At 70.0% G+C, this 12,787-nt stretch carries 11 protein-coding genes and 3 tRNA genes; 6 read left to right on the forward strand and 8 right to left on the reverse strand.

Features of this window, described 5'->3' with window-relative positions; translation table 11 throughout:
- Window positions 1-30: 30 nt before the first annotated feature.
- Entirely contained in the window at window positions 31-1,377 is a 1,347-nt protein-coding gene (locus ACFWZH_RS08605; protein ID WP_384427100.1) for an RNA polymerase sigma factor, read from the forward strand.
- 103 nt (window positions 1,378-1,480) lie between these two features.
- On the opposite strand, the gene ACFWZH_RS08610 is transcribed toward ACFWZH_RS08605, so the two are convergent.
- Together ACFWZH_RS08610 and ACFWZH_RS08615 are read right to left on the reverse strand one after the other, a co-directional pair.
- Window positions 1,481-2,962 carry an FGGY family carbohydrate kinase gene (locus ACFWZH_RS08610; RefSeq protein ID WP_384427102.1) on the reverse strand — a complete coding sequence of 494 codons (1,482 nt, stop codon included), beginning with the start codon at window positions 2,960-2,962 and terminating at the stop codon, window positions 1,481-1,483.
- Between the two features lie 175 nt (window positions 2,963-3,137).
- Window positions 3,138-3,437, reverse strand: coding sequence for a YtxH domain-containing protein (locus ACFWZH_RS08615; protein WP_384427104.1), 300 nt, complete (start codon window positions 3,435-3,437; stop codon window positions 3,138-3,140).
- Window positions 3,438-3,656: 219 nt separating this feature from the next.
- Between ACFWZH_RS08615 and ACFWZH_RS08620 the strand changes: the two genes are divergently transcribed.
- From ACFWZH_RS08620 to ACFWZH_RS08630, 3 genes are all read left to right on the forward strand, one after another.
- Window positions 3,657-3,729, forward strand: a tRNA-Asn gene (locus ACFWZH_RS08620).
- Between the two features lie 5 nt (window positions 3,730-3,734).
- Window positions 3,735-3,807, forward strand: a tRNA-Asn gene (locus ACFWZH_RS08625).
- A gap of 179 nt (window positions 3,808-3,986) precedes the next feature.
- A tRNA-Ile gene (locus ACFWZH_RS08630) sits at window positions 3,987-4,063 on the forward strand.
- Window positions 4,064-4,291: 228 nt separating this feature from the next.
- Here the strand turns inward: ACFWZH_RS08630 and ACFWZH_RS08635 are convergent.
- The gene (locus ACFWZH_RS08635; protein WP_384427106.1) at window positions 4,292-5,722 is read right to left on the reverse strand and encodes a PA14 domain-containing protein; all 1,431 of its coding nucleotides are present in this window, start codon (window positions 5,720-5,722) and stop codon (window positions 4,292-4,294) included.
- A gap of 313 nt (window positions 5,723-6,035) precedes the next feature.
- On the opposite strand from ACFWZH_RS08635, the gene ACFWZH_RS08640 reads away from it, so the two are divergent.
- Window positions 6,036-6,962 carry a GNAT family N-acetyltransferase gene (locus tag ACFWZH_RS08640; protein ID WP_384427108.1) on the forward strand — a complete coding sequence of 309 codons (927 nt, stop codon included), beginning with the start codon at window positions 6,036-6,038 and terminating at the stop codon, window positions 6,960-6,962.
- 228 nt (window positions 6,963-7,190) lie between these two features.
- Window positions 7,191-7,814 (forward strand): hypothetical protein, encoded by a 624-nt coding sequence (locus tag ACFWZH_RS08645; protein ID WP_384427109.1) that lies wholly within the window; start codon window positions 7,191-7,193, stop codon window positions 7,812-7,814.
- Between the two features lie 243 nt (window positions 7,815-8,057).
- On the opposite strand, the gene ACFWZH_RS08650 is transcribed toward ACFWZH_RS08645, so the two are convergent.
- The 5 genes from ACFWZH_RS08650 to ACFWZH_RS08670 all read right to left on the reverse strand — a co-directional run bounded on the left by ACFWZH_RS08650 (window position 8,058) and on the right by ACFWZH_RS08670 (window position 12,773).
- Complete coding sequence (locus tag ACFWZH_RS08650; protein WP_384427111.1) at window positions 8,058-9,290, reverse strand: HTTM domain-containing protein; 1,233 nt, start codon at window positions 9,288-9,290, stop codon at window positions 8,058-8,060.
- Window positions 9,287-10,006, reverse strand: coding sequence for a DUF5819 family protein (locus ACFWZH_RS08655; RefSeq protein ID WP_384427113.1), 720 nt, complete (start codon window positions 10,004-10,006; stop codon window positions 9,287-9,289). Before ACFWZH_RS08655 ends, ACFWZH_RS08650 begins: the two co-directional genes overlap by 4 nt.
- Before the next feature lie 206 nt (window positions 10,007-10,212).
- The gene (locus ACFWZH_RS08660; protein WP_384427115.1) at window positions 10,213-10,983 is read right to left on the reverse strand and encodes a BTAD domain-containing putative transcriptional regulator; all 771 of its coding nucleotides are present in this window, start codon (window positions 10,981-10,983) and stop codon (window positions 10,213-10,215) included.
- 254 nt (window positions 10,984-11,237) lie between these two features.
- Window positions 11,238-11,921, reverse strand: a complete 684-nt coding sequence (locus ACFWZH_RS08665) for a hypothetical protein (protein WP_384427117.1) — start codon at window positions 11,919-11,921, stop codon at window positions 11,238-11,240.
- Window positions 11,922-12,140: 219 nt separating this feature from the next.
- Window positions 12,141-12,773, reverse strand: coding sequence for a GNAT family N-acetyltransferase (locus ACFWZH_RS08670; RefSeq protein ID WP_384427119.1), 633 nt, complete (start codon window positions 12,771-12,773; stop codon window positions 12,141-12,143).
- Window positions 12,774-12,787: the final 14 nt, after the last annotated feature.

Raw genomic sequence — 12,787 nt, forward strand, 5'->3', positions numbered from 1 at the left:
GGAGTGTGTCGTACTCCACACTGAGAAGCGGTGCCTGAGTCCTCGGAGCGCGGCGGGTCCGGTCGTACGCCACCGGAATCCCCCGCGGAACCGCTCTTGACGTACGGGACGGGAGGCGGCTCGGCCGCTACCGTGCCCGACCTTTCTGCCGCCTCAGCTGCGATCACCCTGGAGGTCGCCCCCGTGCAGACCCAGACCCTCGCCGATGCGCCGACCGCCGCGGAGCCGGCCACGGAGCCGGCCGCGGCCCCGGCCGCCGAGCCGCAGAGGGAGCCGGCCCTGGAACCGGTCACCGTGCCGCAGCAGGCCGAGCCTCCCGCTGCCGAGATGTACCTCGGGGAGACCGCCCCTGAACCGGGAACGGAACCGGAACCGGAAGCGGAACAAGAACCGGAACGGGAACGGGAGCCGGGACCGGCGCTGGAACGGGAGCCGGCACCCTCGCCCCGCCCCGACGCCGGCAGCGGCCCGTCATCCGACCTCTTCCGCCAGTACCTCCGCGAGATCGGCCGGATACCGCTGCTCACCGCAGCCGAGGAGGTCGAACTCGCCCGCCGGGTGGAGGCCGGCCTCTTCGCCGAGGAGAAGCTCACCAGCACCCCCGACCTGTCATCCCAACTCGCCTACGATCTCGACAAGTTGGTGGTCCTGGGCCGGATGGCCAAACGCCGCCTGATCGAGGCCAACCTCCGCCTGGTGGTCTCCGTCGCCAAGCGCTACGTCGGCCGCGGACTGACCATGCTCGACCTCGTCCAAGAGGGAAACCTCGGACTGATCCGCGCCGTCGAGAAGTTCGACTACGCCCGCGGCTACAAGTTCTCCACCTACGCCACGTGGTGGATCCGCCAGGCGATGTCACGCGCCCTCGCCGACCAGGCCAGGACCATCCGCGTCCCGGTCCATGTCGTCGAGCTGATCAACCGCGTGGTGCGCGTCCAGCGCCGGATGCTCCAGGAGCGCGGCTACGAACCGACGCCCGAGGAGGTCGCCGCCCACCTCGACCTGACCGAGGAACGCGTCAGCGAGGTGCTGCGCCTGGCGCAGGAGCCGGTCTCGCTGCACGCTCCCGTCGGCGAGGAGGAGGACGTCGCCCTCGGCGACCTCATCGAGGACGGCGACGCCGCCTCACCCGTCGAGTCCGCCGCGTTCCTGCTGCTGCGCGAGCACCTCGACGCGGTCCTGTCCACCCTCGGAGAACGCGAACGCAAGGTCGTCCAGCTCCGCTACGGCCTGGCCGACGGCCGCCCCCGCACGCTGGAGGAGATCGGCCGGATCTTCGGGGTCACCCGCGAACGGATACGGCAGATCGAGTCCAAGACCCTCAACAAACTCCGCGACCACGCCTTCGCCGACCAGCTCCGCGGCTATCTCGACTAGAGCCGGCCACCGGGAATACCACCCGACGCCACCCCGTTGTGGCCCCGCAGGGGGCGCTCGCATCCCCTACGGGATCCGTTCGCCCCGCCCCTAAGGTGCGCCGTCACGCCTCCCGCTGGAACGCCCCCGGATGGGCCTCGTCGCGCACCGCCGCGTACTGCTGGCGCACGGCCTGCCCGACCGGCAGCTCCTCGCCCGGGTCGAAGATCTGGCTCGCGGCGGCCGGCCACTGCGGTGGATCGACCCAGGCCGTCCCGCCGCCCGGATGGGCCGGTGCTCCGGCGGCCGGCGTGAGCGTGCCGTGCGCGACCCCCCACGCCCAGGCCGCCTGCCGCGCCGCGCCCAGCGCCGCGTACTCCGCCGGCTGCGGCACCACGACCTGCACCCCGAACAGCCCCGGGGCGACCGCCTGCACCGCGCCCAGCTCCGCCGCCGCGCCCAGCAGGAACACCCGGCGCACCGCCACGCCCCGCCCGCGCAGCACATCCAGCGCGTCGGCGAGGCCGCAGAGCATGCCCTCCACGGCCGCCCGCGCCAGATGCTCCGGCTTCATGCTCTCCCGCCGCATCCCGTGCAACGACCCGGCGGTGTGCGGCAGATGAGGCGTCCGCTCGCCCTCCAGATAGGGCAGCAGCACCATGCCGTACGCACCGGGCGACGACTTCAGCGCCAGATCGGACACGCCCTCCAGGTCCGTCCCCAGCATCTCCGCCGCGCCGCGCAGCACCCGCACCGCGTTGCTGGTGTGCACCACCGGCAGATGCCGTCCGGTGGCGTCGGCGAACGAGGTGATCGTGCCGCTCGGGTCGGCCAGCGCCTCATGGTGGATCCCGAACACCGACCCCGAGGCGCCCAGCGACACCACGGCGTCACCCTCTCCGACGCCGAGCCCGAACGCCGCCGCCATCGTCTCGCCCGTGCCCGCGGAGATCAGCAGCCCTTCCGGGGTGAAGCCGGCGGTCCCGGAGGGGCCCAGCACCTCCGGCAGCCGTACCTGGTGCCCGAGCGCCAGCTCCACGAGATCCGGCCGGTACGACGCGCTCGCCGCCGACCAGAAGCCGGTCGCCGAGGCCCCGCCCCGGTCCGTGGTGCGTCGCGCGGGCCGCCCCAGCAGCTGCCAGGCCAGCCAGTCGTGCGGCTGCATGACCTCCGCTATCCGGGCCGCGTTCGCCGGCTCCGTGCGCGCCAGCCAGCGCAGCTTGGTCACCAGGTGCGCGGCCTGCGGCACCGCCCCGACGGCCTGCGCCCATGCGGCACGCCCGCCCAGCGAGTCGACCAGGTCCGCGGCCGCGCTCTGCGCCCGCTTGTCGTTGCCCAGCAGCGCCGGTCGTACGAGGTTGCCGTCGGCGTCCAGCGCCAGCAGCCCGTGCTGCTGCGCCGAGACGCCGATGGCCTGTACGCCTTCGAGCAGCCCGTTGCCGGCCGCCTCGCCGAGTGACATCAGCCACGCCTGCGGATCGACCTCGGGCCCCTTCTCGACGGGGTGCGGGGCATACCCCCGTCTGATGACGGCACCCGTTTCCGCATCGCAGACGACGATGCGTGTGCTCTCGGACGAACTGTCCAATCCGGCGACTATCCCCATGGCCCCAGATGATGCCTCATGAGACGCATAAGGAGAGAGTCAGGGTTTGCCCGGGAGGGGCGGCCTCGGGTCCCTTCCGGCATCCCCCCGACCCGCTCCCCGGGCATTCCCTCAGGTCATCCCCCTGAGCCGCTCCTCGGGGATCTTCCCCCGGTCATCCTCCGAACCGTCCGGCTCAGGTGTTGCTGGTTCCCCAGTCGTCCTCGTCGGCGCCGCGCTGCTCCCGCAGGGAGCGGACCCGGTCGGTGACGGCACCGGGCAGCCGGTCCCCGACCTTGGCGGAAACCGTTCCGAACGCCTTGGTCGCCGCGTCGCGCCCGGTCAGGGCGACGGACTCGGCACTGTTGCGGACCGCCGGGTTCTGCGCGACCCGCTGGGCGGCCTTGCGGAGCTGCTCGTACCGCTCGCGGCCGGCTCGTGCGCCGAGCACGTACCCCGTGGCCAGTCCCGCGATGAACGTGAGCCGGTAGCGCATCGCTCCACCTTTCCCTCTGTCGGTCCCGTCCGGTGCCACCACGCACCGGTACGCCGGGCTGTGCCGCGCCCCTACCCTCCGGGGCCGGAGATCACCCGAGGTGACCTGAGGCGATACCGATTGGCGGAGCACCCCCCTGCTTGCGCTAATGTATGTGTCGCAGCGAGCGCGCGCCGTCCGGAGGCCCGGACAGCGGTGCATTCGAGGCACACAGAGCAATCCCCTGTAGCTCAATTGGCAGAGCAGCCGGCTGTTAACCGGCAGGTTACTGGTTCGAGTCCAGTCGGGGGAGCTCGGTCCCCTGTAGCTCAATTGGCAGAGCATTCGGCTGTTAACCGGAGGGTTACTGGTTCGAGTCCAGTCGGGGGAGCAGAGAGAACGAGGACCCCGCAAGGGGTCCTTTTTCTTGTGTCGTGGAACCGAACCCCGGGTGATCGAAGTCCTCTTGGGCGTCCGATGTCGCGCGACGGCAGCCCTCACGGGCAGCAGATCGTATGAGCGGCTATGCTGCGGCAGACGGCGCGCACAAATGTGCGCGACGCGCCGTGGGGGGCGGTAGCTCAGCCGGTTAGAGCAGCGGACTCATAATCCGTCGGCCGTGGGTTCGAGTCCCACCCGCCCCACCACAGCTCCCAGGGCGAAGATCCTTTCTACCTGGTGCAACGTGAGAACGGGAGCCACCACCAGAGTGTGGTGGCTCCCGTTCATCCGTTCAGATCAAGATCCAGGGGCCCGCCGGGAGCCCGGAGGACGTCGAACGTGTCGCGGGGCCCTGTGCGCCCTCCGGGACGAATCCTGATCTTGCGGCGTGACCCTCGCCCCTCCGGGCGACTGGCGCGTGCTTCCCGTGACTGTCAGCCGACCGGCACGGTCACGGTGCGGATCTCGCTGGACGGCGAGTAGTTCCCGGCCGCGTCATAGGTGCGGGCGCGGTATTCGTAGCTGCGCCCGTCGGCGGGCAGCGGGTCGCAGACGGTGGCCGTGGCGGTGTCGAGGCGCGGGTCGTAGCCCTTGTGCAGGACGGCCGACCAGGTCTCCGTCCCCGCCTCGCGGCGCTCGATCTCCAGGCCGGTGAAGTCACGGATCGGGGCCGGCGTGCTGTCGGTGACGGTCGCCTGGACGCCGGTCGCGCAGGAGCCCAGGGTCAGCTCGGGGGCGTAGGCGGGGGCGATGCCGTCGGGTATCTCGAGCCAGAGCTCATTGGTGGCGTTGGCGCTGAGCCCGTTCGGGTTGTAGGTGGTGGTGCCGCCGTCGTTGGTGACGAGGACGCGGTAGTGGCCCCACTCGCCGTCGGCGACGACCGGCTCGGTGGTCCAGGTGTTGCCCTTGGTGGTGCCGAGCGGGACCCAGACCCAGTAGCCGTCCACCTTGTCGTTGCTCAGGACCGTGTAGTGGTCGAAGTGCGGCTCGGTGTTCAGGGGCCACTTCAGCGTGACCTTGCCGGTCGCCTTGTCGTACGTGCCCGTCAGCTCGGTCACCACGGGCAGCGGGCGCACGATGGTGTCGGTGCTGCCCGACGAGGTGTTGCCCGCCTTGTCCTTGGCGCGGACCTCGTAGTAGTAGGGCGTGCGGTCGTCGGGGTTCACGAGGGGGTCGGTGTGGCTGCGGGCGGTGGTCGTGGTGACCTGCGTCCAGGTGCTGGAGCCCACGGGCCGCCGGTAGAGGGCGTAACTCGCGAGGTCCATCTCCTTGTTGGCGGACCAGGAGACGGTCGTCCTGCGGGTCGTGGTGTCGTAGGCGGTCTGCACGCCGGTGGGGGCGAGTGGCTTCGTCGTGTCGTACGTGGCCGAAGTCCGGGGCGCGTACGTGTACTTGACCTTCGCGGCGCCGCTCCAGTTCACGTAGTCGACGCGGAGGGTGTGCTTGCCGGAGGGGACGGTGAGGTTGACGCTCTGGGAGCGGGCGGTGTCACCGGTGCCCTTCCACAGGTCGATCTTGCGGACCCCGTCCAGGTAGACGCGGACGCCGTCGGTGGCGGAGGCGGTGAACGTGAAGGGGCCGCCGGAGCCGAAGTCGCGGGTCACCGACCAGCGGACACCGAAGTCGTTCGACGGCATGCCGGAGACCGGGGCGCCGGACCAGCTCTGGTCGATGGCGCTGTCGCAGTCGGTCTTCACCGGGGAGCCGGAGAACGAGGTGTTGTTGTAGAACGTCCGCTTGTAGACGTTGGTGGAGCAGGTGACGTCGGCGGCTGCCGCCTGCGGGGCGGCGGCCAGCAGGCTGCCGAGGACGACGGCGGACATGACGCCACCGGTCCGGGCGACGACGAGTCTCTTCTGGTGCACGGGGACCTTTCGCGCTGTGCGGGTCAAGACATACAGCGCGGAGACTCGTGAGGTGGGAAGAAGGTTGCACGGTGCGCGGAGGGCGTGGTGCGCGCAGGACGTGCGGGGCTCGGAGGCGATCGCGGCGCGTCGTACGCGGGTAAATGCCTGGACGTCTGCGAGCGACCGCGCCTAGGGTGGGCGCACGCCCGTGATCACAGAGAAGGAGGCGAGAGCGATGTCCACCACAACAGCCGTGCGCTCCCGCCCTGTCCACCGGGCGTCCCAGGTCTGATCCGGGAGCGCGTCACTCTCCCGAAGGATCGCCTCACCCATGACTGAACTGGTCGTCCGTCCGCTCACCGCGGGCGAGACTCCCCTCTTCGCCTCCCTGCCCGACCCGGGAATCGTCGGCCCCGCCGTCCTCGGCGACACCTACGGCATGATCGCCGACGGTGGCCGGTACCGGCCCGAATGGACCTGGGTCGCGCTGCGCGACGGTGTCGTCGTCGCCCGCGCGGCCTGGTGGGGCAAGCCCGGGGACGAAAAGCCCATCGCCCTCGACTGGTTCGACTTCACCGACGCCGAGGCCGCCGTCCAACTGCTGCGCACCGCGCCTCTTCAGGCCGAGTACAGCCTGCTGCTGCCGTCCGGCTGGCGCGAGCGGCCGGACGTGCGGGCCGCGGCCGAGGCCCGGATGGCCGCGGCCGAGGCGGGCGGCCTCCGGAAACTCGTCGAGCGCTACCGCTACACCTGGACCTCCGCCTGCCCGCTCCCCGAGCGCACCGGGCGTCTGGAGTACCGGCCGGAGCCGGACGACGATGTCGTCCGGGGCGTGCTGCGCCGTATCCAGGAAGGCTCCTTGGACGCCCACGACCGGCACGAGATCGCCGAGTACGGCAGGGACGGGGCCGCCGAGGAACTCCTCGGCATCCTCAGCTGGATGCCTTCCCCACGGGACTGGTGGCGCCTGGCCTACACCCCGGCCGGCGACGTGGCGGGCATCCATGTCCCCGTCCGCCACACGGCCGGCCCGTGCATCGGATTCATCGGCGTCGTCCCCGAGCAGCGCGGCCACGGCTACGCCTATGACCTGCTGGTGGAGTGCACACAGGACCTGGTGGCGCGGGGCGCGACGCGCATCGCGGCCGCCACCGACCAGGGCAACTTCCCGATGGCGGCGCATTTCGCGACGGCGGGTTACCCGATCAGCGAGGAGCGCGTCGACTTCGTCCGACCGTCCGCGGCGGACGGCCGCTGACAGTCCGCCCGGAGCCGGTGGTCGGGCGGCGACACGCCGGCATGCCGCTCCGGGCGAAGGCGAGCCCACCCAGGAAGAACGGAGCCGTCACGCGAGGGTCACGCCACTTCAACGCCGCAGTCATGGCCGCCCTTCCACGCTGGACGTATCTACGGCTTCAAGAGAAGAGGAGGCGCAGTGATGACAAGCATCCGCAAGCGTCTTCCGCACGTGGTCGGAGCGTCAGTCATGGCGGCTGCGCTCGCCGGAACGATGGGAGCGATAGGGGCGACGGGCGCTGAAACAGCGACTGCGAAAGCTCCGACACAGTCGACACAGGAGGCGCCGACAGCGCCTGATGTCCTGTGCGTCAGCAAGGTCACCGGCAAGATCATCAATGTCGCTCCGGGCTCGGTCAGGCTGCTGTGCGTCCGTGGCAAGGGCGGCGGTGGCGGCGGAGGCGGCGGGGGCGGCGGCGGGGGCGGCGGCACCAGCACCACCACGACGACCGGCGCCAGCACCACCACCGGCGCAACCACGACGACCGGCGCCCAGACCACCACCGGCGCCCAGTCCACCACCGTCTCCCAGACCGTCACCGGTGCCCAGTCCACCACCGTCACCCAGACCACCGGCGAGCGCACCACCGTGTCCCAGGAGATCGGCGGCACCATCGGCAACCAGACCACCACCGTGTCCCAGGAAATCGGCGGCACCACGACCACCACCGGTGGCACCAAGGCCGGCGCTGATCAAGGTGGAGCCGCTCCGGCTGCGCCCGCTGCTCCGGCTGCTCCGGCTGCTCCCGCTGCGCCCGCTGCTCCGGCCGCTCCGGCTGCTCCCGCTGGAGGTGCTGGGGGTGCCGGCGGCTGAGCGAAGGACGTCAGCAGAGGCGGCCAGGCCAACAACGACCGAGGCAGGTCACACGCTCGGCAGAGCTCTCGGCTCATGCTGACGGGCGGACGCAATCCTCCTACCCGGGAGCGCCGTTCACCGTCCGCGGGACGGTGGATCCCGACCCCCCGCGATCCCTCTGGCGGTTCGTGCCCACCACCGGCCGATTCCGCCGGAGGACCGCGTCCGTCGGCTCTGTCGGCTCCGTCGGCGTACGGCGTGTCAGATGGTCACGCGCCGGTCCGCAGCACGGCTGCCGGGGCCCTTGCTCCGGGGTAGTCGTGCCGTGATGCGGTCCCACGCGGCCGCCATCCTCGACCCACCCCATTTCAGGGCGTTCGTCGGCAGGAAGACCATGTCAGAGGCGATCATCGCCAGCGAGAAGAACGGCAGGCCGCAGACCACCGCGATGGTCGCGTGTTCGGTGATCAAGATCGCGAGCAGCGCATTCTTCACCCGCCGGTTGAGGAGGGTGAAGGGGAAGGCGACCTGCGCGATCACGGTGCCGTAGGTGATCAGCGTGACCATGATGGAGTGGCTGTCGAGCGCGTGGGACAGAGCGGTCCACGGGCTGAAGTAGTGCAGATTGAGCGGGTAGTGCACGGCGCTTCCGTCCTGCCAGCGGATGCCCTGGATCTTGTACCAGCCGGCCGTGGCGTAGAGCAGGCACACCTGGGCGGCGATCACCAGCATCGCCGCGTTGTGGACGAGGTTGGCGACGACGTCCAACAACGCCCGCATCTCCGGGGAACGACGCCGCCCTGCCCAGAACCACAGGGCCTGGGTCAACCACAGTCCCCAGAGGGCCAGGCCCCAGCCCATGGGGAGTTTGGCGAACCCCGTCACCTGTGCGAGGGCGAGGCCCGCGCCGGCGAGGATCCACAGCGCCACGCTCACCCGGTCGCAGCCGTCCGGGCGCGGTGTCGCCGTGCGCTCCCGCCGTCGGGCGTCCAGCGACCACACCTGCCCGCACCGCGTGAGTACCAAATAGCTCGCCATCAGGTGGATGAGGGTGTCGCCGCCGTCTCCCAGGAGGATGCTGCGGTTCATCAGTGACAACACCCCGACCATGAACAGCGTCGTCATCGTGCGGGTGTGCCACCCCACGAGCAGCAGCAGACTCGCGACGATCAGCCCGTGGTAGACCAGTTCGAACCACAGCCTGTGGTTCGACCACAGCAGGACGGTGAACGCGTCGTTCGAGGCGATGAGGCGCTGGGCCAGGTCGAATCCCCACGGGTTGGTGGTGCCGTACAGGTCCAGCCGGTACGGCCATTCGCGGAGGAGGTAGAGCGCGAAGGTCAGGGAGAAACCGATCCGGACAACCGCGGCCTGGTACGGCGCGAGCGCCGTACTCGTGATCTTGTTCAGGCCCTTGGCGATCGCCGCGTCGAGCCTGGTGCCCATGCCCTTGAAGGGGGAGGACGTCCGGGCGGTGTCCTTCTCGACGCTCACTGGAACTCCTTCTCGGAGACCGGCCACCATGGAAGCACCTGGTAGGTCTTCTTGGTGCTCCCGCGGTCGCTGGTCCACTTGGGCGGGATGATCGGGGTGTACGACGCATAGATCTGCACCTTGACCACCTGACCGCCGTCGATCCGCGGCCCGAGCCGGTGAGCCGCGATCCGGTTCACGAAGGCCTCGGCGAGTTTGCCGCGCAGGCCCAGCGCCCGCCCCTTGACGTCGTGCGTCCTGTTGTAGAAGTCCCAGGCCTGACGCAGCAGGTTCTGGTGAGCGTGACTGGGCGCGGGATTGCGCCTGATCTCGCGGAGGTCCTGGGCGGTCATGGCCAGCCAGCCCGTCCAACGCCGGGAGCCGTCGGGGAACGCGACCTCGGCGCGCGCGTGCACCGCGATGTTGGACTGGAGCGGGTTCGGGGCGAACAACTGCCAGTTCTGGTCGAACTCCGGATAGACGTAGCCCTTGATCACCCTGTCGTACTCCTTGGTGATGGCGTTCGACGGGGCGACGTACAGGAACACCAGGAGCAGGTGGAGCGTGACACCGAGCGTCAGCCCCCCGATGGCCGTCATGATCACGATCCGCGACACCAGCGGCCAGGACCCGTTCGGTGCGGGCGGCAGTGCGCGGACGGCGGGGGACCGTCCGGGCGCCTCGCCTTCGTCGGCGCCGTCCACGCCTGTCTCGTCCGAGGCCCCGCGTGGCTCCACGATGCTCCCCCGATCACGGGTCCCGAACATTCAGCACGATCACTGACGGATCACCTGGTCATCCAGCGAATCACCGTCGCCAGATCAGAATAAATACACGCATTGCCACGCATACCTGCTGTTGGGCCGAATGGCTGAGGGGGCGGTCCGGTGCGAGGGGGCTGTGCACGGCGGACCCGGAGCCGCCGCGCTGCCCCAGGGATTCGTCATCGACCGGGGTACGGCCGCTGCAGCCCGTCCACCAGGTGGCGCAGCCGCCGTGTGGGACGGAGTCCGAGCTCGTCGTGGAGGCGGTGCTCGTAGCGTTCGAAGTCGTCCAGCGCCTCGGACAGGTTGCCTTCCGCAAGGTGGGCGCGGATCAGTGACGCCTGGCTGCTCTCCCGCAGCGGATTGGCCTGTACGGCCGCGTGGGCGGCCGCCACCGCCCCGGCGAACTGCTTCGTGGCGATGAATGCTCCCGCCAGGGACTCGAGTGCGTGGATGCGGAGCTGCTGCCACCGCTCCGCCTCCTGCAATGCCCAGTCGTCGTACCAGCCGGGCAGCAGGTCGCGGGAGAGCTGATCGACGGTCGCCGCATTGAGGTGGAGCGCTTCGGCCGGGATGCCGGGGTCGAGGATGCGCTGGGCCAGTGACCGCGCGAGGTACAGGTCGACGCTGACGTCCCGCGCGAGACGTACGTCGGTGGTGCTGACCTCCAGGGCTCTCCTGCCGGTGCTGCACAGACGCGACAGCGCCGACCGCAGGTTCGCGTACGCGCTCTGCTCGCTTGCTTCCGGCCAGAGACTCCCGGCGACCAGAGACCGAGCGGCAGCCGTACGGCCGTTGAGCGCGATGAACGCCAGGAGCCGCCTCGAACCGACGGAGACCAGCACCGGCACATCGCCGACCAGGAGATCGAAACCACCGAGAAGGGCGATCCGCGCGGCCGGCCAGTGATTCGCGTGCGGTCCCGAGAGTATGAGCGCGTCCGGGCTCATGACCGTTGATCGCGGAGAGGCCCGTCTGTTCGGCGTACACCCCACCGGCCGCGCCGACGTTCCCTGAGGTTCGCAATCACCTGTGCACCTCCCACCAATTTCATGTTGCGCCGCCCGCGGTGGGTTGTCGAATTGTTCGACATTGGTGGGATATTTTCCCTCCGGTGATGTGTCGGCGAGGTGAATGAGGCTTACCCTGTGCGCCACCACCGGCACCGGCATGGTGGCCGGATGTGCGCCTGACCACCGACAGGTCAACTGCTCTCAAGGCGGCTCAGCATGAGCGAGAGGGCGTTGACCGCCTCGTCACGGGTCTTCTCCTGCGTCTCGGACCCGCCGCGGGTCACGTACGCCTGCAATACGAACTGCCCTTTGCTGGCTGTGAGGAGCGTATAGTAGCTGTCTGCCTTTTGGCCTTCTGAATCGACAGTGTCGTGGCCCTCCTCGGCCACCAGATCGTCAAAACCCTTCACGTCGGGAACGTCTACCTCATGGACGTTTTCGACTCGCGCCTTACTCCCGGCCACATTCTGTGTGGGGCATCGCTGCAAAGGCTCGCGCCGCCGGGCAACGGCACGTTCGGCTGAATCTGCTCCCTTGTAGGTGGTGACTGTGGATTGAGCAAAAGCCACGTAATCTGGTTCTTTGGCGTTGCGAATGAAGATGTCGAGTGCGGCAGTCGGTGATTCCGACGTGATTTTGCAGTCCTGGTCGACGACCGCCCAATAACGGTCGGTAATCTCGTATGGAGAGTCTCGGACAAATGAGGCTCCCCAGTCCTTGGGTGTCAGCGTCACGCGCTTCGCGAGATTGCGAGCCGCCGCGGACGAGCTGACGCTCGGAACCTTGGAGGAGTCGTCCGAAGGCTCACCCCCGTCATCGCCGCCGCTGAACGCGAAGAAGGCGATCGCCACCACCACCACGACGGCAACGGCCACACCGATGAGTACGGGCGCGGCGCGCCGCCGGGGCTGCTCAGGGGGCGGCGGCGGAGTGGGTGCCGGCTCCCCGTGCAGGGGGCCGCTGGGCGGGCCGGTCGGCGGTTGGGAGCTCACAATGCGTGCTGTACCACCCGTGGCCGGGATGTCGCATCGCCGCGCCGACGTTCACCCGACTGGCATGCGAAGCCGCTGCCCCAGGCGATCAGCCGTGGCGGGTCACCAGAGCTTGTCGATGTCGCCCGGGTGCAGGGCGATGCGGGTGTGGTGGAACGCGGCGCGGCTCCGGCGGGCCTCGGGGGAGAAGAAGTCCGCCATGGTGACCTTGTCGAAGCCGGGTCGGTCGCTGGGGAAGGGGGCCTGCGGCGTTCCTCCTACGAGGACCGTTCCGGGCAACGGGTGCCAGCCCGCGCTTTCGTAGAAGCTCTGCAAGGGGCGGTCGCAGGTGAAGATCCCCAGGTCCAGGTCCAGGTCCAGGTCTAGATCCAGGTCCATGTCCGGGATCGGGGGCGAGCCGGCCATGGTTTCGCGGGCGGCGGCCACCAGGCGGCGGCCGTGTCCCCGGCCGCGGACGGCGCGGCGGGTGACCACGGTGCTCAGCCCGCCGGCCCGATAGCGGCGGCCGGCGTGCACGATCGGCTTGGAGAGGATGTCCAGGGCCGCCAGCACCGTGCCGTTGTCCACCAGCAGCATCGAGACGGGGCGCAGCGCGGGGTCGTGGTGGGACTGGTCGCCGTCGCCGTCGCCGTCGGCCGTCGCGCCGTCCGGGGGCCACGCCTCGTCATGGAGCGCGCGCACCTGTCGGCGGAGCGCGGGCGGGGTCGCGGCTTCGGGGAAGGCGAGGAGCTGCATCCGCTGGTCCCCGC

Origin of the sequence: Streptomyces sp. NPDC059008 (assembly GCF_042749045.1) — a bacterium.
Lineage (GTDB): Bacteria > Actinomycetota > Actinomycetes > Streptomycetales > Streptomycetaceae > Streptomyces.

Excerpts from the sequence above, each read along its gene's own strand:
- ACFWZH_RS08610 (WP_384427102.1), bottom strand. The coding sequence starts at position 2,962 with ATGGGGATAGTCGCCGGATTGGACAGTTCGTCCGAGAGCACACGCATC.
- ACFWZH_RS08615 (WP_384427104.1), bottom strand. The coding sequence starts at position 3,437 with ATGCGCTACCGGCTCACGTTCATCGCGGGACTGGCCACGGGGTACGTG.
- ACFWZH_RS08640 (WP_384427108.1), top strand. The coding sequence starts at position 6,036 with ATGACTGAACTGGTCGTCCGTCCGCTCACCGCGGGCGAGACTCCCCTC.
- ACFWZH_RS08645 (WP_384427109.1), top strand. The coding sequence starts at position 7,191 with ATGGCGGCTGCGCTCGCCGGAACGATGGGAGCGATAGGGGCGACGGGC.
- ACFWZH_RS08660 (WP_384427115.1), bottom strand. The coding sequence starts at position 10,983 with ATGAGCCCGGACGCGCTCATACTCTCGGGACCGCACGCGAATCACTGG.
- ACFWZH_RS08670 (WP_384427119.1), bottom strand. The coding sequence starts at position 12,773 with ATGCAGCTCCTCGCCTTCCCCGAAGCCGCGACCCCGCCCGCGCTCCGC.